The organism is Geodermatophilus sp. SYSU D00079 (assembly GCF_054050635.1).
This window is the reverse complement of record NZ_JBJGZS010000016.1, coordinates 36,252-55,997: the sequence shown is the minus strand read 5'-3', so window position 1 is coordinate 55,997 and position 19,746 is coordinate 36,252. Positions and strand designations below refer to the sequence as shown.

Annotated in this window: 14 protein-coding genes; 5 read left to right on the top strand and 9 right to left on the bottom strand. The window is 74.8% G+C overall.

Features of this window, described 5'->3' with window-relative positions; all coding sequences use genetic code 11:
• Positions 1-2 precede the first annotated feature (2 nt).
• Positions 3-5,522, bottom strand: a complete 5,520-nt coding sequence (locus ACI79E_RS14245; RefSeq protein WP_456933209.1) for an ATP-binding protein — start codon at positions 5,520-5,522, stop codon at positions 3-5.
• Positions 5,523-5,570: 48 nt separating this feature from the next.
• Entirely contained in the window at positions 5,571-6,386 is an 816-nt protein-coding gene (gene fabG / locus ACI79E_RS14240; protein WP_456933208.1) for a 3-oxoacyl-ACP reductase FabG, read from the bottom strand.
• Positions 6,387-6,720: 334 nt separating this feature from the next.
• On the opposite strand from fabG, the gene ACI79E_RS14235 reads away from it, so the two are divergent.
• A complete protein-coding gene (locus ACI79E_RS14235; RefSeq protein ID WP_456933207.1) occupies positions 6,721-7,812 on the top strand; it encodes an LLM class flavin-dependent oxidoreductase in 1,092 nt (363 codons plus the stop codon).
• Positions 7,809-8,579 carry an SDR family NAD(P)-dependent oxidoreductase gene (locus tag ACI79E_RS14230; RefSeq protein WP_456933206.1) on the top strand — a complete coding sequence of 257 codons (771 nt, stop codon included), beginning with the start codon at positions 7,809-7,811 and terminating at the stop codon, positions 8,577-8,579. The genes ACI79E_RS14235 and ACI79E_RS14230 overlap by 4 nt, the downstream gene beginning before the upstream one ends.
• 8 nt (positions 8,580-8,587) lie before the next feature.
• On the opposite strand, the gene ACI79E_RS14225 is transcribed toward ACI79E_RS14230, so the two are convergent.
• Both ACI79E_RS14225 and ACI79E_RS14220 read right to left on the bottom strand, forming a co-directional pair.
• On the bottom strand, positions 8,588-9,799 hold the full coding sequence (locus tag ACI79E_RS14225) for a low temperature requirement protein A (protein WP_456933205.1): 1,212 nt from the start codon (positions 9,797-9,799) through the stop codon (positions 8,588-8,590).
• A gap of 28 nt (positions 9,800-9,827) precedes the next feature.
• Positions 9,828-10,847, bottom strand: a complete 1,020-nt coding sequence (locus ACI79E_RS14220) for a YihY/virulence factor BrkB family protein (protein WP_456933204.1) — start codon at positions 10,845-10,847, stop codon at positions 9,828-9,830.
• 82 nt (positions 10,848-10,929) lie between these two features.
• On the opposite strand from ACI79E_RS14220, the gene ACI79E_RS14215 reads away from it, so the two are divergent.
• Positions 10,930-11,400 carry a heme-degrading domain-containing protein gene (locus ACI79E_RS14215; RefSeq protein WP_456933203.1) on the top strand — a complete coding sequence of 157 codons (471 nt, stop codon included), beginning with the start codon at positions 10,930-10,932 and terminating at the stop codon, positions 11,398-11,400.
• Positions 11,401-11,479: 79 nt separating this feature from the next.
• On the opposite strand, the gene ACI79E_RS14210 is transcribed toward ACI79E_RS14215, so the two are convergent.
• The 4 genes from ACI79E_RS14210 to ACI79E_RS14195 all read right to left on the bottom strand — a co-directional run bounded on the left by ACI79E_RS14210 (position 11,480) and on the right by ACI79E_RS14195 (position 15,744).
• Positions 11,480-12,313, bottom strand: coding sequence for an ABC transporter permease (locus ACI79E_RS14210; RefSeq protein WP_456933202.1), 834 nt, complete (start codon positions 12,311-12,313; stop codon positions 11,480-11,482).
• On the bottom strand, positions 12,310-13,302 hold the full coding sequence (locus ACI79E_RS14205; RefSeq protein WP_456933201.1) for an ATP-binding cassette domain-containing protein: 993 nt from the start codon (positions 13,300-13,302) through the stop codon (positions 12,310-12,312). The genes ACI79E_RS14210 and ACI79E_RS14205 overlap by 4 nt, the downstream gene beginning before the upstream one ends.
• Positions 13,303-13,447: 145 nt before the next feature.
• Entirely contained in the window at positions 13,448-14,128 is a 681-nt protein-coding gene (locus ACI79E_RS14200) for a response regulator (RefSeq protein WP_456933200.1), read from the bottom strand.
• On the bottom strand, positions 14,125-15,744 hold the full coding sequence (locus ACI79E_RS14195; protein WP_456933199.1) for a sensor histidine kinase: 1,620 nt from the start codon (positions 15,742-15,744) through the stop codon (positions 14,125-14,127). The genes ACI79E_RS14200 and ACI79E_RS14195 overlap by 4 nt, the downstream gene beginning before the upstream one ends.
• A 194-nt stretch (positions 15,745-15,938) precedes the next feature.
• On the opposite strand from ACI79E_RS14195, the gene ACI79E_RS14190 reads away from it, so the two are divergent.
• Both ACI79E_RS14190 and ACI79E_RS14185 read left to right on the top strand, forming a co-directional pair.
• Positions 15,939-17,366: a cation:dicarboxylate symporter family transporter gene (locus tag ACI79E_RS14190; protein WP_456933198.1), complete on the top strand. Its 1,428-nt coding sequence runs from the start codon at positions 15,939-15,941 to the stop codon at positions 17,364-17,366.
• A 163-nt stretch (positions 17,367-17,529) separates the two neighbouring features.
• Complete coding sequence (locus ACI79E_RS14185) at positions 17,530-17,802, top strand: YciI-like protein (RefSeq protein ID WP_456933197.1); 273 nt, start codon at positions 17,530-17,532, stop codon at positions 17,800-17,802.
• A 48-nt stretch (positions 17,803-17,850) separates the two neighbouring features.
• Here ACI79E_RS14185 and ACI79E_RS14180 read toward each other — a convergent pair whose 3' ends face one another.
• On the bottom strand, positions 17,851-19,638 hold the full coding sequence (locus ACI79E_RS14180) for an FAD-dependent oxidoreductase (RefSeq protein ID WP_456933196.1): 1,788 nt from the start codon (positions 19,636-19,638) through the stop codon (positions 17,851-17,853).
• Positions 19,639-19,746 lie beyond the last annotated feature (108 nt).

Below are 19,746 nucleotides of genomic sequence, written 5' to 3'. Positions count from 1 at the left end.
GGCTACGGGGACGGCTGGGTGCCGGCGCGCTCCATCCCCCGCTCCACCGCCTCGATGAGGCGGGGGCGGAGCTCGGCGGCGGGGATGATCGCGTGCACGGAGCCCACCTGCTGGGCGCGCTCGATGTTGTGGATGGCCTCGAACTCGGCGGCGACCTCACCGAGCTTCTCGGAGCGGACCGCGGTGCGCAGCTCGGCCAGCTGCACCCGCAGGTGGGCGGCCTCCACGCCGTCGGCGGCGGCGATGGCGGCCTCGAGCTCGCGCACGCGGGGGTCCTTCGCGGTGCGCTGGTCGACGTCGCGGGTGAAGACGACCGCCGCCGCCGGCGCCCCGCCGAGCACCGAGGCGTAGGAGCCCTCGACGGCGAGGACCTCCATGTTGTCGTTGAGGACGCCGGAGAAGACCACGAAGGCGCCGCCGTGGTACCGGGAGACCACGCAGAAGACGATCGGGCCGTCGAAGTTGGTGATGGCCCGGCCGATCTCCGCGCCGTACTCCAGCTGCAGGTTGCGCAGCGACTCCGGGGAGCCGTCGAAGCCCGACAGGTTGGCCAGCACGACCAGTGGCCGGGTGCCGCTGGTGGCGTTGATCGCCCGCGCGGTCTTCTTCGACGACCGCGGGAACAGCGTGCCCGCCGTCCACTGGTCGGGCCCGTCGGCCGGGTAGCTGCCGCGCCGCGGGATGGGCCGGGACTCGATGCCCAGCAGCGTCACCGGGTGGCCACCGAGGTGCGCGTCGTAGACGACGGAGGTGTCGGCGTCGGCCATCCCGGCCCAGCGCTCCAGCGGCGGGTGGTCGGCGTCGGCCACCGCGCGCATGACCGTGCGGATGTCGAAGGCCTTCTTCCGGTCGGGGTTCGTCTCCGGCGAGAAGATGTCGCCGACCCGCGTGAAGTCGCTGGCCGGGTGGGTGTGCGGGAAGTCGCGCACGTCGCGGTCGCGCGGGTCGGTGGTGCGGGCCGGCCGCGGCCACCGCTCCCCCGGCGCCCGGTAGGTGTGCTCGTAGTGCTGGGTGAGCAGCTGGCAGGCGGCGGTGAGACTCGGCGCCCAGTACTGCGCCTGGCCGTTGGGGCCCATCACCCGGTCGTAGCCGCCGATGCCGAAGTTGTCCTCCGCCGACACCCCGCCGGAGTAGTCCAGGGAGTGCTTCCCGGTGAGCACCATCGCGCTGTCCGGCGTCATGACCAGGATGCCCTTGGTGTGCATGAGCATCGTGGCCTCGGCGTTCCAGTAGGGCTGGGCGCCGACGTTGATCCCGGCGACGACGACGTTGATCTCGCCGCCGGCCTGGGTGAACTCGATGATGCGGCGCAGTGCCCGGGAGACCCAGTCCATGTTCTCGGTGCCGCTGTCCATGGAGATGCGCGCGCCGGAGGACAGCGCGAACCACTCGACCGGCAGACCCTGCTCCTCGGCCAGGTCGAGGGCGGCCACGACGCGGGCGCACTCGGGCTCGGAGACGGTGCCCAGCTGCTTGGTGGGGTCGCCGAACAGGGCCACCCGGGTGACGCCCTCGGGGTAGCGCTCGGTGGGCGTGGTCACCACGCCGACGACCAGCCCGGCGCGGTTGCGGCCCGGCGGCCGCTGCACCGGCACCAGCCGGCCGCGGTCGTCCAGGTCGTGCTCGACGAAGCTGCCGTCGGGCCCGGCCAGGTACGGGGCCAGCTCGTAGGGGTAGGGAGCGCCGCGGGCCCGCGAGCTCAGCACCTTCTCGGTGTACTCGTCCAGCGGGCGCATGGGCTCGGTGGGGCGGTCGGTGACCTCCATGCGCACCCCAGTGCCGGGCCGGGCGGAGAAGCGCAGCGCCACGTCGCGGGGCGGGCGGCCCTGCTCCTCCTGCAGCCGGGCCAGCAGCACGATCTGGTCCAGCCCGGCGCCGACGGTCAGCGGCGCCGCGGTGCGGGCGAAGGCCGCCACCTGGGACAGCGGCACCTCGATCGACGGCCAGGCGTAGAGGTAGACCCGGTTGTGCTGCAGCGGCCGCCGGGAGCGGCGCAGGGACTGGGCCCGCCGCAGGCTGTCCAGGCACGAGGTCAGCTGCCGCTCGATCGTCGGGAAGCCCACGACCTCGCCGGCGTCGTCCCGGACCGGGGTGAGGTCCCGGACCTCGGCCATCGCGATGAACCGCTCGTCGTTCGGGTTCTCCCTGCCCGTGATGTGGAACAGGTAGGTGTCCTCGGCCGAGGGCGCCCGCTCGCCGTCGAAGTTCTTCAGCCGCCACAGGTTCAGCCGCTGGGCGGTCAGCGGGTGCAGGCCGCGGACGATCCGCTCCTCGGCCAGCCCGCCGCCGTCGGCGCCCTCCGGCGCCGGGCGGAAGGTGAACACCTCGACCTCGCCGTCGGGCGTGCACACGCTGACCGTCACCCGCCGGCCGCCCCGCAGCGCCGCGCTGCCGACGAGCTGCTCGCGCAGCCGCGCGGACACCTCGTCGTCGTCGGTGGGCCGGTCGGGCCAGGACAGGTACAGGTCGACGACCAGGCCGGCCGGGTCGGCGACGCCGGCGAACACCGGCTCCAGCGAGGCCAGGGCGGCGGGCAGGCCGCCGTCCTCGACCATGAGCGCGACCAGGTGCAGCCGGGAGCCGGCCAGGTCGTAGTCGGCGGTGACGCAGGAGCGCCCGTCGAGCAGCGTGCTGTGGACGTCCTGGAGGGCGCGGCTGCGGTAGTAGCGCCGGGTGAGCACCTCGAGCACCGGGTCGGGGACGGTCGTCTGCCGGCCGAAGCGCTGCGCCAGCAGGGTGATCAGCGGCTCGGGGCTGGCGACCAGCGCCTCCATGCGGTCCACACCGGCGCTCGGGTCACCCCGCTCGCCGGCCTCGTCGAGCTCGGTGAGCAGCCGCCGGGCCTCCTCGAGCACCTGCTGGCGGGCCTGCCGGACGACCGGCTCCTCGAAGTGCCGGTAGCGGACGGCGCGGGCCAGGTCGCCCACCGAGGGGTAGCGCAGCTGGGTGGCGACGACGAGGCGGTCGAGCACCTCGCCCACCTGCGACCGCACCGGGTCGGCGGGCAGCTCGGCGGTGAGCCAGCGGTCCAGCAGCGCGAGGACGGCGGGCAGCTGGTCGGCGACACGCTGCTGGCCGAGGAAGACCCGGTGCACCGCCTCCTGCAGCGCCGGCCCCGGCTCGAGGTCCTCGACCCCGTAGTGCCGCAGCGCCCGGGACAGCCGGTCGCGGAAGCTGTCCGGCAGGCCCTCCCGCTCGACGTCCAGCGAGTGCAGGTAGGCGTGGAAGTACTCGCGCGGGCTGTGGACCTGCTGGTCGGCCTCCTCCTCCTCGCTGGCCGGCCGGTTGCGGGAGAGCTCGGCCAGGTCGGCGAACGTGGTGAGCACGGCGAGCTCCCGCTGCACCAGCTCGGGGTCGTCGGCGGGCAGCTCGCCGCGGACCCGGCCGTACTCGGCGACCAGCGCCCGGGCGTGGGCGGCGCCGACGTCGTAACCGGTGAGCAGCGCCTGCATGCCGGCCAGCAGCGCCTCGGCGCGCTCGCGGGCGTCGGCGGCGGTGCCGGCCACCTCGCCGTCGGGCAGCTCCACCCGGTCGCCGGTGGCCTCCGCGGCGTCCCCGCCGGCCCGGTCCAGGCTCAGCAGCGCGGCGCCGGCGTCGACCTGGGCGTTGACCGCGGCGAGCACCTCGCGGACCCGCCCGGCGAAGGGCGCGCGCACCGCGGTCTCCATCTTCATGCTCTCGAGGACCACGATCGTCTGGCCGGCCTCGACCTCCTCGCCGGGCCGGGCGCGGACGGCGACGACCACCGCGGGGGCCGGGGCCCGCACGGTGCCGCCGGCGTCCCGGCTGACGCGGTGCGCGACGCCGTCGACCTCGACCAGGTGGGAGCCGGGTGCGGTGACCGCGACGATCGCGTACCGCCGGTCGCCGACGGCCAGCCGGCTCTCCAGCGGGCTGAGCCGGTCCAGCTCCACGTCGACCGACCGGCCGTCGAGCGTCACGCGGTAGCGGTCGGGACCGGTGCGGGCGACGGTGAGCCGGTAGACCTGGCCGCGGTAGCCGAGGTCCATGGGGCGGCCCACCCCGTGCGGTGCCCGGGGCCGGCCGCCCCGCGCCGAGGCCAGGAAGGCGCTGCGCTCCCAGGCCTCCTCCTCGTCGGCGACGTCGATGGCCACCTGTACCAGGGCCACCCACGCCGACGCGGCGTCGGGGACCCCGCCGCCGGTGCCGGCGCGGTCCAGCCAGGCGGTGTCGGCGGTGCCGGCGACGACCTCGGGCCGGTCGAGCAGGTCCAGCAGGAAGGACTTGGTGGTGGTGCCGCCGCGCAGCACGACGGTGGTCTCGCGCAGCGCGCAGCGCAGCCGGGCCAGCGCCTCGGGGCGGTCCCGGCCCCAGGCGATCACCTTGGCGACCATGGAGTCGTAGGCCGGCGGGATGACGTCGCCGACGCTCATCCCGGTGTCGACCCGCACGCCCGGGCCGGTGGGCAGCCGCATCAGCTCGACGCGTCCCGGGGCGGGGGCGAAACCGGCCTCGGCGTCCTCGGCGTTGAGCCGGGCCTCGATGGCGTGGCCCGACGCCGGGGGCGGCTCGCCCTCCAGCCGCCCGCCGGCGGCCACGTGCAGCTGCAGCTTGACGATGTCCAGGCCGGTGACCTCCTCGGTCACCGGGTGCTCGACCTGCAGGCGGGTGTTGACCTCGAGGAAGGTGAACAGCCGCTCGTCGGGCTGGTACAGGAACTCCACCGTGCCGGCGCCGACGTAGCCGGCGGCCTTGACCAGGGCGATCGCCGAGCCGCGCAGGGCGGCGTCCTGCTCCTCCGACAGCGCCGGGGAGCTGGACTCCTCGATCACCTTCTGGTTGCGCCGCTGCACCGAGCAGTCGCGGACCCCGGGCGCCCACACCGTGCCGTGCTGGTCGGCGATCACCTGGACCTCGACGTGCCGGCCGCCCTCGACCAGCCGCTCCATGAACACGACCGGGTCGCCGAAGGTGCGCTGCGCCTCGGCCTGGGTGCGGGTCAGCGCCTCCTCGAGCTCGGCCTCGCTGCGCACCACCCGGATGCCGCGGCCCCCGCCGCCGCTGCGGGCCTTGACGATCAGCGGGTAGCCGATGGTCTCGGCGTGCCGGCGGCCCTCGTCGAGGGTCTCCACCGCGCCGCCGCTCCACGGGGCCACGGGGACGCCGGCCTTCTCCGCCAGCACCTTGGCCTCGATCTTGGCCCCCAGCAGCCGCATGGCCTCCGGCGACGGCCCGATGAAGGTCACCCCGAGGTCGGCGCACAGCTCCGCGAAGGCGGGGTCCTCGGCGACGAAGCCCCAGCCCACCCACGCCGCGTCGGCCGCGCAGGCGCGTAGCGCGCGGGCCAGCTCGGCGTGGTCGAGGTAGGGGTTGGCCTCGCCGGTCTCCCGGAGCAGGACCGCCTCGTCGGCGGCGCGGACGAACGTGGCCCGCCGTTCGGCCTCGGTGTGCAGGGCGATGACGCGGGTCCGTGACCCGTGCTCGGCGTCGAGCTCGCGGACGGCGCGGATGAGCCGCATGGCGGGCTCGCCCCGGTTGACGACGGCGATGCGGCTGAACACCCTGCACCCCTCCCGGTTCGGATCGGTCGGCTCGCCTCTCCCGGGCGGCTACATGTCCAGGCCGCCGTTGACGCCCCAGGTCTGCCCGGTGATGTAGGAGGAGGCGTCGGCGGCGAGGAAGTGCACGACGCGGGCGATCTCCTCGGGGCGGCCCAGCCGGCCCAGCGGGATCTTCGCCTTGAGGCCGTCGAGGACCTTCTCCGGGACGGTGTCGAGCATCTCGGTGGCGATGTAGCCCGGGGTGACGGCGTTGACGGTGACACCGACGCCGTCGGTGATGCCCTTGCGCTGCAGCTGCATCGCCGCCTCGAGGGCGAGGGTCTTGGTGAGGCCGAGCAGGCCGGCCTTCGCCGAGGCGTAGTTGGCCTGGCCGATGCCGCCGGTCTCACCGATGACCGAGGAGATCATGACGATCCGGCCGCTGCCGCGCTCGAGCATGTGGGTCAGCGCGGCCTGGGAGAGGTAGAAGGCGCCGGAGAGGTTGACGTCGATGACCCGCCGCCAGTCGTCCGCGGTCATCTTCAGCGCCGTCTTGTCGGCGGTGATCCCGGCGTTGTTGACCAGGATGTCCAGCCGGCCGTGCTGTTCGATGACCTCGCCGATGGTGCGCTTGCAGTCGTCGGTGGAGCCGATGTCGCCCCGGTGGATCGTGGTGCGGGTGTCCGGGTAGGTCGCGCCGACGTCCTGGCAGAACTGCTCGGCGGCCTGCGTGTTGCCGCTGTAGCCGGCGGCGATGTCGGCGCCCTGGGAGGCCAGGCTGCGGCAGATGGCGGCACCGATGCCGCGGGTGCCGCCGGTCACGAAGGCCACCTTGCCGAGGAGCTTGTCGCCGGCTCGCGTCAACCGTTCCTGCGTCGCTGTCACGGAGTCCTCCTCGGCCGGGGGCGTGCCCCGTCGTTCCAGGTCGGAGACGGTCCGTGGGTGCGGGCCGTGGGCTCCGGCGTCGGTACGTCGGCAGCCTCCCGCGCCTCCCCGACGCCGTCAAACCGAGGTGTGATGTGCGTCTCAACCGGTGGACACCGGCTGGTCAGGAGGGTGCCGGAGGTGCCCTCGAACAGGGCCGCGGGGCGGTGGGGAGGTCCCCGCCGGGTTGCCGGACGGCCGGCCGTCGGGCTCACTGGGCAGGCCCCGCGCCCGCCGGACCTGGAGGACCGATGCACGCACCGCCCCCTGCCGCCCGACCTGCGCAGCAGCGGTCGTGAGCGGGGTGGCGGACCTCGAGTTCGGCCTCTTCGACTGGGTCGACGCGCGCCCGGGCCGCACGGTGGCCGAGACCTACGACGACCGGCTGCGGGTGCTGGCCGAGGCCGACCGCGGCGGGTTCAGCACCTACCACCTGGCCGAGCACCACGGGACGCCGCTCGGGCTGGCGCCGTCCCCGGCGGTGTTCCTGGCCGCCGCGGCGCGGGTGACCTCCCGGATCCGGCTGGCGCCGACGACGTTCATCGTGCCGCTGTACGACCCGCTGCGGCTGGTGCAGGAGATCTGCATGCTCGACCAGCTCAGCCACGGCCGCCTGGACGTCGGCGTGGGCAAGGGCTCCTCGCCGATCGAGGCGGCGATGTACGGGCTGACCCGGGAGGACACCGCGGCGCGGTTCGAGCAGGTGCTCCCGGCGGTGGTGGAGGCGCTGGAGACCGGGGTGTTCCGGCGGCCGGGCTCCGACGCCGCGCCGGTGGAGCTGCACGTGCCGGTGTACCAGCGGCCGCACCCGCCGTTGTGGTACCCGACGTCGAACGCCGACTCGATCCCGCGGCTGGGCGACGAGGGCTACGACGTCCTGTTCGGCTTCGCCTTCACCTCACCGCCCCTGGAGGTGGTGCGGGAGCAGAGCCGGGTCTTCGCCGCCCACCACCGTGCGTCGGCCGCCCGTGGCGGCTCGCGGTACGGCGTGCCCGGCCGTGAGCCGCGGTTCGGCGTGCTGCGGCACGTCCTGGTCGCACCGACCGACGACGCGGCGCTCGCCCTCGCCCGGCCGGCGTTCGCCGACCACCACCGCAGCTTCACCCACCTGTGGCGCCGGGCCGGCAACGAGCGGTTCAGCGGCCCGGTCGACTTCGACCGGCTGGTCGCGGAGCGGAAGCTCTTCGTCGGGTCGCCGGAGACGGTGACCGCGCAGGTGGCCGAGACGGTCACGACCGGGGAGGTCGACCACCTGGCCGGCGCCTTCGCGTGGGGCTCGCTGGAGCTCGCGCCGGTGCTGGAGTCGGTGCGACTGTTCCGCGACGAGGTGGTCCCCGCCGTCCGCGAGCTCGTCGGGGGCCGGCGGTCCGCGGTGGGCGCGCCGTGACGGTGCCGCAGAACACCGTCGAGCCGGGCACCGTGGTCCTGGTGACCGGGGGTGCCCGCGGGATCGGGGCCACGCTGGCCCGGTCGCTGGCGCGTCAGGGGGCGGCGGTGGTGGTCGCCGACGTGGCCGACGCCGGCCCGCTGGTGGCCGAGCTGCGCGCGGAGGGGCGGACGGTCGACGCGGTCCCGACCGACGTCGGCGACGAGGCGGCCTGGGCCCGGCTGGTCGAGGCGGCCGTGGCGCGGCACGGGCGGGTCGACGCGCTGGTGAACAACGCGGCGGTCTACCAGGGGCTGGGGGCGAAGGCGCCGTTCACCGAGATCACCGTGGCCGAGTGGGACCGGGTGATGACGGTCAACGCCCGCGGGGTGTGGCTGGGCATGCGCGCCGTGCACCCGGTGATGAAGGCGCAGGCGTACGGCCGGATCGTCAACATCGCCTCCTCGACGGTGCACATGGGCGTGCCGTACTTCGCGCACTACACCGCGTCGAAGGGCGCGGTCATCGCCGTGACCCGCAGCGTGGCCCGCGAGGTGGGCCGCGACGGCATCACGGTCAACGCGGTCTCACCGGGGCTGGTGGAGACCGAGGCGACGTTCGCGCTCAACGAGCCCGGCTACGTCGCGACGGCGGCGCAGGGGCGCGCGGTGCCGCGCGGCATGCTGCCCGACGACCTGTGCCCCGCGGTGTCGTTCCTCTGCTCCCGCGGCAGCGGCTTCGTCACCGGGCAGACGGTGGTCGTCGACGGCGGCGTCACCTTCCTCTGAGCCGCCGCTCAGGCGGGCGCCACCGGCAGCCGGCCGGTCGCCCGCTCCACCGTGCCGACGACCACCACCGCCACCACTACCGCGGCCAGCGCCCCGACCACCACCGCGGCCGGCAGGTCCAGGAGCGCGTCCAGGCCCGCGACGACGGCTCCGGCCAGCGGCCACCACCAGCCGCGGCGGGTCCGCCGGGACATCCCGGCGTCGGTGACGGTGACCGACAGCAGGTAGACCACCACGCCGCCGGCCAGGAGCAGCCGGGTGCCCGCGGGGACGTCGCCCTCGCCGCTCTGCACGACCGCGAGCTCCAGACCCGCGCCGACCGTGGCCAGGGCCAGGGTCAGGGGCAGCTGGGCGAAGACGTAGACGTCGTGGGCGTGGTCGCTGTTGGCCTCGCCGGCCTCGTCGAGCAGCCGCTTGGCACGGGCCCCGGCGAGGTCGAACCAGCTCCACCACAGCGCGGCGGCCAGCACGAAGCCCAGCACCGCGACCGGCACCGCGGACGACGACCAGTCCGCGTCGGTCAGCCCGTGGGCGATCGCGGCCACCGACTCGCCGAGCACCAGGATCACGAACAGGGCGAAGCGTTCGGGCAGGTGGTCCACGTGCAGCGGGACGTCGGCCGAGGAGCGCGTGGCCAGCAGCGGCACCAGCGCCTCGGCCAGCAGGGCGGCGGCCCACAACCCGTACGCCACCGGCTGCGGCACCAGCAGCGAGACCGCCCAGAGCACCGCGCCCGCGGCCGTCCCGGCCAGGTACAGCCGCGCGACCGGACGGGCCTCGGCCACGTGCCGGTACGCCCGGTGGTACTGGAGCAGCAGCATCGCCCGCAGCAGCAGCTGACAGCCCACGAAGACCGCGAACAGCTCCCCCGTCGCCCCGGTGGCCGACGCCGCCAGCCCGACGACGGCGGCCATGCTGCCCAGCTTGAGCAGCCGGTAGACGACGTCGTCGTGGTCGAACCGGTTCGCGTAGAGGGTCGAGCTGACCCACGCCCACCACACGGTGGTGAACAGGCCGGCGAACAGCAGCTCCCCGTGCCAGGTCACGTCCTCCCGGAGCGCGGTGGCCAGCTCGGCCACGACCAGGACGAAGGCGAGGTCGAAGAACAGCTCCAGGCGCGAAGCACTGCGGCCCTCGCCGGTCCGCAGCTCGGGCCGGCGCAGCGCGCCCGACCCGGTCAGCGCACGCCGCACGCGTCCGGCCACCCCGTCGTCGCCCACGGCTCTCCCCCGGTCGGGTGCGCCGGGGCTACCCCGTGCCGCCCTCGTCATGCCCGGCCCGCTGACGGTCGTCGGACGCCTCCTTGTCGAAGGCGACGTCGACGCGCTGGTGCCGCACCGCGCGCTGGGCGCGGGCCGCCTCGGCGAACACCCGCTCGTCGCCCTCGGTGAGGTCGTCGTGGTCGACGAAGGGGGTGAGCAGCGCCCGGGGGTGCAGGTGGTCGACCCGCACGACGTTGACCTCCGCGCACAGCACCAGCGCGGTGGCGGCCAGGTAGATGAACGCGACCAGGCCCAGGACGAGGGCGAACACCGCGTCGACGGCGTTGGCGTTGGCGACCACCCGCGCCACGTACACCCCGCCGAAGGACTGCAGCAGCTGCCACAGCACCGCGGCGGCCAGCGCGCCCGGCAGCACCTCGCGGGTGCTCAGCCGGCGCGCGGTGGTGATGCGGAAGCCGAGCACGAACACCGCGGCGTTGGCGAGCACCGAGGCCACGGTGACCAGCACGTGCACGGCCCCGCTGAACCCGCCGCCGTACGCCGCGGCGCCGCTGCCCAGCGCGGACAGGACCGTCGAGGCGAGCACCAGCACCCCGAGGGTGCACAGCAGCAGCAGGCTGCGGCCGCGGGAGGTGATCGGGTCGGGCCGGCTGTGCCGGGGCACGGCCCAGACGGTGTTCATCGTGTGCTGCATCGCCTGCCCGAGCCCCAGGGCGCCGTAGAGGGCGACCAGCCCGCCGACGACCACGCCGGTGAACCCGCCGCCGAGGGCCTCCGGCGTACCCAGCTGCGGCCCGATGACGGGGAACTCGGCCAGCGCGGAGTCCAGCAGCCGCCGCTGCAGCTCGGGGTCCCCGGCCAGGACCAGCCCCAGCACCGTGGCCAGGAGCAGCAGCACCGGGAACAGCGCGAGGAAGCCGTAGTAGGTGATGAGTGCGGCGAGGAAGTGCCCGTCGTCGTCGAAGTACTTGTAGACCACCGCGATCGGGAACCCCGCCGCGGGGTGCCGCCGCTGGAACCGGTCCACCCGTTCGGTGATCGTCATCGCGCACCCCTGTCGGCTCGGGTGCTCCACCTCTACCCCGTCCGGCCGGTGCCCGCGCGCGGACGGCGGGTAGGAAGGGGGGATGGCCGACGTCTTCCCCTCCCTCGCCGAGCTCGCCGCCGAGGAGCAGCAGCTGCAGTTCGCCGGCTTCACCAACGACGACGCGTGGGACCTCGGCGCCGCGCTCGTGGCGGCCGGCCGCCGGGACGCCGCGCCGATCGCGGTCGCCGTCGTCCGCAACGGCCACCGGCTGTTCTCCGCCGCGCTGACCGGGGCGACGCCGGACAACGACGAGTGGATCGCGCGCAAGACGCGGGTCGTGCACCGTTTCGGGCACAGCAGCCTCTACGTGCGGCAGGCCTCCATCGAGCGGGGGACGACGTTCGAGGACGAGTTCGGGCTGGACCCGGCCCGGTACGCCGCCCACGGCGGTGCCTTCCCCGTGCTCGTGCGGTCGGTGGGGCCCGTGGGCGCGGTCGTGGTCTCCGGGCTGCCCCAGGTCGAGGACCACCACATGGTCGTGGCCGCGATCCGGGCGCACCTGGCCCGCTGAGCGTCCACCGGTCACCACGCGACTCCGGGGGCCTGCCGCCCGGGGGCCGGCCCGGGCCGCACGGCCCCCGGGTCGCCGCTCAGCGGCTGCGGTAGAGCCGGGTGGTGACCGGCAGGAACACCGCGGCCAGGGCGGCGGCGACCGCGAGCGACACGCCGATCGCCACGCCGTCGGGCTGACCGGCCATCAGCGAGCGGGAGGCCGTCGCCAGCACCGAGATCGGGTTGACCTCGACGAACGCCTCCAGCGGCCCGGGCAGGGTGCGCGGGTCGACGAAGACGTTGGACAGGAACGTCAGCGGGAAGATGCCCATGAACCCGGCGTTCATGACCGCGTTCGGCGAGCGCATCAGCAGCCCGAGCGCCGAGAAGACCCACGACAGGCCGAACGAGAAGACGACGACCAGCGCGAGCGCGGCCACGGCGCCGAGCGGGCCCCCCTCGGGGCGGTAGCCGAGGAGGACGCCGACCCCGATGATCACGGTGCCGGCCACGACGTACCGGACGCTGTCGCCGAGCAGCGACCCGAGCAGCGGCGCCGGCCGCCAGATCGGCAGGGAGCGGAACCGGTCGACCACGCCCTTGGTGAGGTCGGTGTTGAGCGAGACGCCGGAGTAGACGGTGGTGAACAGCACCGACATCACCAGCAGGCCGGGCAGCGTGTAGTCCAGGTAGGCGCTGGTGGAGCCGGCGATGGCGCCGCCGAACAGGTACGTGAACATCAGCAGGAACATCACCGGGGTGACGGTCACGTCGAGCAGCTGCTCGGGGACGTGCTTGACCTTGAGCATGCCCCGCCAGCCGAAGGTCAGCGCCGCCGAGAGCGGCCCGGGGCGCGGCGGCCGGGCGGTGGTGGCGATGGCCCGGCGGACGGCGGCGGTGTCGGCCGAGTCGGGGACGACGGTGGTGGTCATGACGCACGCTCCTGGGCGGTGGTCGCGGGCTCCCGGTCGGCGTCCTCGGCGGCGTGGCCGGTGAGCGCGAGGAAGACCTCGTCGAGGCTGGGCTGGTCGAGGGAGAAGTCGGCGATGCCGACGCCGGCGCGGGCCAGCTCGGCCAGCCCGAGGGCGGCCGTGGCGGCGTCGCCGCAGGCCGCCGACAGCGCGACCGGGTCGTCCCCCGGCGTCACCGGGCCGACCGCCCGCTGCAGGACGGCCGCCGCCCCCGCGCGCTGGCCGGGGTCGTGCAGGCGCACGTGCAGGGCGCCGGTGCCGACCGAGGCCTTGAGCTGCCCGGGCGTGCCCTCGGCGATCACCCGCCCCCGGTCGATGACCGCCAGGCCGTCGGCGAGCTGGTCGGCCTCCTCCAGGTACTGGGTGCAGAGCAGGATCGTCGTCCCCTCGGCGACCAGGGCCCGCACGATCTCCCACACCTGGTTGCGCGAGCGCGGGTCCAGGCCCGTGGTGGGCTCGTCGAGGAACAGCAGCTGCGGCGTGACGACGAGGCTGGCCGCGATGTCCAGGCGGCGGCGCATCCCGCCGGAGTAGTGCTTGACCAGCCGGCCGGCGGCCTCGGCGATGCCGAACGCCTCCAGCAGCTCGTCGGCCCGGGCCCGGGCGGCGGCGCGCCGGTGGCCCAGCAGCCGCCCGAGGAGCACGAGGTTCTCCCGGCCGGTGAGCTCCTCGTCGACCGAGGCCAGCTGGCCGGTGAGGCTGACCAGCCCGCGGACGGCGTCGGCCTCGGTGACGACGTCGTGGCCGAGGACGCGGGCGCGGCCGGCGTCGGGCTCGATCAGCGTGGCCAGCACGCGGATCGTCGTCGTCTTCCCCGCCCCGTTGGGCCCGAGGACGCCGTAGACGGTGCCGGCCGGGACGGCGAGGTCGACGCCGGCCACCGCGCGGGTGGCCCCGAAGGACTTGGTGAGACCGGTGGCCTCGATGGCGAGTGCGGAGTGTGCGGTCATCGTGCTCCCTCAGCCGGGTGTGGGGCGCAGCGTCCCCGCTCCCTCTGACGGGATCGTCGCGCCCGGCTCATCGCCCGCCAACGGATTTCTCGGGCGGGCCCAGCGTCGGGGTTCGAGTGCACTGGAGGTCAAGGGGCCGCACGGGTCAGCGCCAGCGGTACTCCAGCTCCGGGCGGCCGGCGCCCCCGTACCGCGGCGCGCGGTCGACCAGGCCGGTGTCGGCGAGGTACTCCAGGTAGCGGCGGGCGGTGATCCGCGAGGCGCCGATCAGCTCCGCGGTCTCGGCCGCCGAGAGGCCCGCGGAGGTGCGGACGGCGGCCACGACGGCGTCCAGCGTCTCCCGGCCCATCCCCTTCGGCAGCGGTGCGGGCCGGGCCGGGCGGACGGCGCCGAGCACCCGGTCGACCTCGTCCTGGCCGGCGGCGTCCCCCGCGGCCGACAGCCGCGCGCGGTACTCGGCGTAGGCGGTCAGCCGCTCGCGCAGCGCGGGATAGGTGAACGGCTTGAGCAGGTAGCCGACGACGCCGTGCGCGGCCGCGGCGCGCACGGTGGCCAGTTCCCGGGCCGAGGTCACCGCGAGGACGTCGACCGGTGCGCCCGCCGCCCGGATCCGCCGGCACAGCTCGATGCCGTGGGTGTCGGGCAGGTTCATGTCCAGCAGCACGAGGTCGACCGGCACGCGGGCCAGCGCGTCGAGGGCGGCGGCCCCGGTACCGGCGACGGCCGCGGTGCCGAAGCCCGACGTCCGGTCCACGTAGGCCCGGTGCGCCTCGGCCGCGACCGGCTCGTCCTCGACGACGAGCACGCGGATGACCGGGCCGCTCACCGCGGCGCCCCGACGGGCACCTGCACCGGCAGGGAGACGAGGAACTGCGCGCCCGGGCCGGGGCGGACGGTCACCGAGCCGCCGTGCCGGCGCACCGCCTGCGCGACCAGGGCCAGACCCAGCCCGCGGCCGAGCCCGGCCGGCGCGGCGCTGGTCTCCTTGGTCGACCAGCCGCGCTCGAAGACCCGCGGCACGTCCTCCTCGGCCACCCCGGGGCCGGTGTCCTCCACCCGGATCTCCAGCCGGCCGCCGGTCACCTCCGCGGCCAGCTGCACCTCCCGGGGCGGGTCCCCCGCGAGGGCGGCGTCGATGGCGTTGTCGAGCAGGTTGCCCACGATGGTGACCAGGTCGCCGCCGGGCAGCCCGGTCTCCCCGACCGCCGTCGCCGGGTCGATCTCCAGCAGCACGCCGCGCTCGTGCGCGGTCGCGGCCTTGCCCAGGAGCAGCGCGGCCAGCACCGGGTCGCCGACGGCACCGACCACCCGGTCGGTCAGCTGCTGGGCCGAGGCGAGCTCGGCGGTGGCGAAGTCGACCGCCTCCTGGGTGCGGCCGAGCTCGACGAGGGAGACGGTGGTGTGCAGCCGGTTGGCGGCCTCGTGGGCCTGGGCCCGCAGCGACTCGGCGAAGGCGCGCACGCTGTCCAGCTCGCCGGTCAGCGCCTGCAGGTCGGTGTGGTCCCGCAGCGTGACCACCGTGCCGGCCGAGCGGTCACCGGCCCGGGGCGGCGCCTGGTTGACCACCAGCACCCGCGTGCCGGTCACGTGCACCTCGTCGACGACGGTGCGCTGCTGGGTCAGCACACCGGTCAGCTCCGCGGGCAGCCCGAGGTCGGCCACGTGCCGGCCGGCCGGGTCCTCGTCGAGGCCCAGCAGCCGCCGCGCCTCGTCGTTGACCAGCTGCACCCGCCCCTCGCCGTCCACCAGCAGCAGGCCCTCCCGGACCGCGTGCAGCACCGCGTGGTGGTACTCGACCATCCGCGCCAGCTGCGCCGGGCTGAGCCCGTGGGTCTGCCGCTGCAGCCGCCGGCTCAGCGCCCAGCTGCCGAGCCCGCCGACGGCCAGGGTGGCCAGCGCCGTCCCCGCGATGCCGGGGACGGCGGCGGCGAGGTCCTCCCCGATCGCGGCGACGGTGATGCCGGCCGACACCAGCGCGACGACGTCGCCGTCGGCGTCCACGACCGGGCCGGTGGCCCGCACCGAGGGGCCGAGGGTGCCGGTGTAGGTCTCGGTGAACGTCTCCCCGGCCAGCGCCGGGGCGATCGTGCCCCGGAAGGGGCGGCCGATCTGCTCCGGGTCGGGGTGCGTCCAGCGGGTCCGGTCGGGCGCGAGCACGGTGATGAACGAGGTGCCGGTGTCGGCGCGCACCTCCTCGACGAAGGGCTGCAGCACCGCGGTCGGGTCCGGACCGGTCACCGCCCCGAGCACCAGCGGCGAGTCGGCGAGGCTGGCCACGATCGCCGTCGTCTCCTGCTCGGCGGTCTCCTGCACGGCCTGGCGCGCGTCGAGGTAGGCCACGGCCGTCGCGGTCAGGACGACGACGCCGACGACCAGCGCCTGGAGCAGCAGCAGCCGGCGCGCCAGGCTCGCGTCGCGGCGGTGCGGCAGGAAGGCGGGCACGCGCCGAGTCTGCCGCCTGCGGCCGGGCGGGAGCAGGGCGCAGTGGCCGTCCCCGGGGCGCACCGCGAACGCAATGAACACATGGGTGACCGGGGTCACCACACCCGGGAGTGTGACTGGCGTCGCCCCCACCGGGGCACACCCCGACCCGGAACCGGGAGGCAGGTCGCCTCCGGCCGACGACAGGAGACGTCATGGCGTCAGGCACCGAGCACGCGCAGCCCCCGGGTACCGCCCGGCGGAAGGACCGCACGCACTGGCTCTACATCGCCGTGATCGGCGCGGTCCTCGCCGGCATCGCGGTCGGCTTCCTGTTCCCGGGGTTCGCGACCGAGCTCAAGTGGCTGGGCACCGCGTTCGTGGGCCTGATCAAGATGCTGATCGCGCCGGTCATCTTCTGCACGATCGTGCTGGGCATCGGCGCGATCCGGCAGGCGGCCAAGGTGGGCCGGATCGGCGGCCTGGCCCTGGGCTACTTCATCCTCATGTCGACCGTCGCCCTGGCGATCGGCCTGGTCGTCGGCAACGTCATCCACCCCGGCGACGGGCTGCAGCTGTCCGACGAGCTGGCCGGCCAGGGCGCCCAGCTGGCCGGCGAGGCGCACGAGAGCGGCGGCACCGTCGACTTCCTGCTCGGGCTCATCCCGACCACGCTGCTGTCGGCCCTGACCGCGGGGTCGGTGCTGCAGGCGCTGCTGGTGGCGCTGTTGGTCGGTTTCGCGATCCAGGCCATGGGCCGCTCGGGTGAGCCGCTGCTGCGCGGCATCGGGCACCTGCAGAAGCTGGTGTTCCGCATCCTCGCGATGGTCATGTGGCTGGCCCCGATCGGTGCCTTCGGCGCGATCGCGGCGGTGGTCGGCGAGACCGGCATCGACGCGCTGAAGAGCCTCGCGGTCATCATGATCGCCTTCTACGTGACCTGCGCGCTGTTCGTCTTCGTCGTCCTCGGGCTCATCCTGCGCCTGGTCGCCCGGGTCAACGTCTTCTCCCTGCTGAAGTACCTGGGCCGCGAGTTCCTGCTCATCGTCTCGACCTCGTCGTCGGAGACCGCGCTGCCCCGGCTGATCGCCAAGATGGAGCACGCCGGCGTCAGCCAGCCGGTCGCCGGGATCGTCGTCCCGACCGGCTACTCCTTCAACCTCGACGGCACCGCGATCTACCTGACGATGGCCTCGCTGTTCATCGCCGAGGCGCTGGGCGACCCGCTGAGCCTCGGCGAGCAGCTCGGGCTGCTGGTCTTCATGATCATCGCCTCGAAGGGCGCCGCCGGCGTCACCGGTGCCGGGCTGGCCACGCTGGCCGGTGGCCTGTCGGCGCACCGCCCCGACCTGCTCGACGGCGTCGGCCTGATCGTCGGCATCGACCGGTTCATGTCCGAGGCCCGCGCGGTGACCAACTTCGCCGGCAACGCGATCGCCACCGTCCTGGTCGCCACCTGGACCAAGGAGCTCGACCGCGAGCAGCTGTCGGCGGCGCTGTCGGGCCGCAGCCCCTTCGACGAGGAGACGATGCTCGACGACCACGGCTCCGACGACCTGCCGGAGTCCGGCACCAACGCCGGGCCGGGCCAGCGGGACGCCGGGTCCGCTCAGCGGGAGGTCGCCTCGGCCTCGGTGCACTGACCGACCGCACCCCGCGACGACGGAGCGCCCGGACCCCTCGTGGGTCCGGGCGCTCCGTCGTCGGCCGCAGGGGACGTCGCCCGGGTGGTCGACCTCCCCCGGCCCGCCGCCCGACCCCGCGCCGCCCCGGGTGCGCCGGTCCCCCCGGTGCGACAGTGGCGGCATGCACCTGGTCCTGGAGTACCGCCTGGCCGAGGACTACCTGGAGCGCCGGGCGGCGCTGCGCGACGAGCACCTCGCCCTGGCCCGCGCCGCCCACGAGCGGGGTGAGCTCCTGCTCGCCGGCGCGCTCCCGGACCCGTACGACCGGGCCCTGCTGGTGTGGACCGCGCCCCGCGAGGTGGTCGAGCGGTTCGCCGGGAGCGACCCCTACGTCGTGCAGGGCCTGGTGACGAGCTGGACCATCCGCCCCTGGCACGTGGTCGTCGGCGGCTGAGCGGGGGCCGGGGACGCAGGAGCGCTGCGTCCCCGGCCCCGGTGTGGGTCAGCGGCCGAGGATGCTCCGCAGCGCCGTCGACAGCCAGTCGCGCGCCTGCTCCGCCGAGGACGGCGCACCGAGCTGCCGCGCCCCGACGTAGAGGTCCGGCCGCACCAGCAGGACGCCGCCGTCCTCGATCTCGCGCAGCTCCGCCCACGTGCCGTACGGGTCCTCGACCGGCCGGCCGGGGCCGATGGACACGGGGGTGATGGTCAGCCCCAGCTCGGCGCCGACCTCCGCGGCCGCGGTCAGCCAGGCCTCGCCGCCGATCCCGGTGACGACGGCGAAGCGGCCACGCCCGACCAGGTCCAGCGTGGAGGTGCGCACCCCGCCGACGGTCACCCAGGTGTGCGGGATCTTCGCGCCGGGCCAGGTGGTGGCCTGGGCGTAGAGCACCGGGTCGCGGCGGTACTCGGGCATCGGCGTCCCGTCGGGGACGACCGCCGAGGAGGCGTAGCGCTGGTTGTGCTCGACCCCGTGCGCGTCGAACTCGTAGGCCTTGTAGGCGATCGCCTCGCGCAGCGCGGTCCGGATCTTCTCCCCCTCCGGCCCGGGTGACTTCCACAGCGACAGCTGCTGCTCCAGGTGGTCGGCCTCGGTGTGCTCGAGGTCGAGGGCGGACAGGATCTTGCCGGTGTCGGCGATGCTCTGGTTGGCCCGCTCGACGATCTGCCGGGCGATCGGCGCGCGCTCGGCGTCGTAGCTGTCCAGCAGCGACGGGTCCGCCGTCCCGGCCACGACGTGGGCCAGCTTCCAGGCCAGGTTGTAGCTGTCCTGGATGGAGGTGTTGGACCCCAGGCCGTTGGTCGGCGGGTGCCGGTGGATCGCGTCGCCGGCGCAGAAGACCCGGCCCTTGGCGATCGTCGTGGCGAAGTGGTGGTTGACCGTCCACGGCGAGCGGGACTTGACGTGCATCTCGAAGTCGTCGGTGCCGACCAGCGCCACGGCCAGCTCCCGGACCACCTCGTCGGTGAGCTCCGGCGGGCCGGCGGCGACCTCGTAGCCCCACATGAGCATCCACTCGTGCCAGGGCTTGATCATGCGCAGCACCCCGAGGCCGACGCCCTCCTTCTCCGCACCGGGCTGGAGCATCCAGTAGAGGACCGAGGGCCGGTGCGCCACGAACCGGGACAGGTCGGCCTCGAAGACGATGCTCAGCGCGCCGGCGACCGCGCCGGGGCCCTCGTAGGGCAGGTCGAGGTCGGCGGCGACCTTGCTGCGGGCGCCGTCGGCACCGATCAGGTACTTCGAGCGGATCGTGTACTCCACGCCGGAGAGCCGGTCGCGCACGGTCGTGGTCACGCCGTCGTCGTCCTGGACGTGGGAGACGTACTCGGTGTCGAAGCGGATCCGCGCGCCGCGCTCCTGGGCGGCCTGGACCAGGATCGGCTCGGTGATCGTCTGCGGGGCGTCGAGCATCGTCGTCGGGCTGGCCAGCTCGTAGTCGGCGTGCCGGACGGTGTCGGTGCCCCACGAGGGGATCCGCCCCAGCTCCTCGCCGGCCAGGCTGGTGCAGAACGTCGTGTTGCCCATGTACTGCCACGGCGTCGCCTCGCGCATGAGGCGCTCCTCGACGCCCATGTCGCGCATCGTCTCCATCGTGCGCTGGTTGGTGATGTGCGCCCGGGGGGTGTCCGACAGCCGCCCGTACTTGGTGACCAGCAGCGTGGAGGTGCCGTAGGTGGCCAGGAACAGGGCCGCCGACGCGCCGGCCGGCCCGGACCCGACCACGAGGACGTCGACCGCGACGGCCGCTCCTCCCGAGGTGGGGACCGTCGTCGCGGGTGAGCTCATGGACTGCCTCTTCTCGCACGGGGGATGACGCGGACACCTGTCCGCAGCACGGCCACCCGATTCCAGTCGGTACCGACCCGGTGTGTCAACCGTCACAGGCCCCCGCAG

Excerpts from the sequence above, each read along its gene's own strand:
- ACI79E_RS14185 (WP_456933197.1), top strand. The coding sequence starts at position 17,530 with ATGCACCTGGTCCTGGAGTACCGCCTGGCCGAGGACTACCTGGAGCGC.
- ACI79E_RS14190 (WP_456933198.1), top strand. The coding sequence starts at position 15,939 with ATGGCGTCAGGCACCGAGCACGCGCAGCCCCCGGGTACCGCCCGGCGG.
- ACI79E_RS14220 (WP_456933204.1), bottom strand. The coding sequence starts at position 10,847 with ATGACGATCACCGAACGGGTGGACCGGTTCCAGCGGCGGCACCCCGCG.
- ACI79E_RS14180 (WP_456933196.1), bottom strand. The coding sequence starts at position 19,638 with ATGAGCTCACCCGCGACGACGGTCCCCACCTCGGGAGGAGCGGCCGTC.
- ACI79E_RS14215 (WP_456933203.1), top strand. The coding sequence starts at position 10,930 with ATGGCCGACGTCTTCCCCTCCCTCGCCGAGCTCGCCGCCGAGGAGCAG.
- ACI79E_RS14210 (WP_456933202.1), bottom strand. The coding sequence starts at position 12,313 with ATGACCACCACCGTCGTCCCCGACTCGGCCGACACCGCCGCCGTCCGC.
- ACI79E_RS14205 (WP_456933201.1), bottom strand. The coding sequence starts at position 13,302 with ATGACCGCACACTCCGCACTCGCCATCGAGGCCACCGGTCTCACCAAG.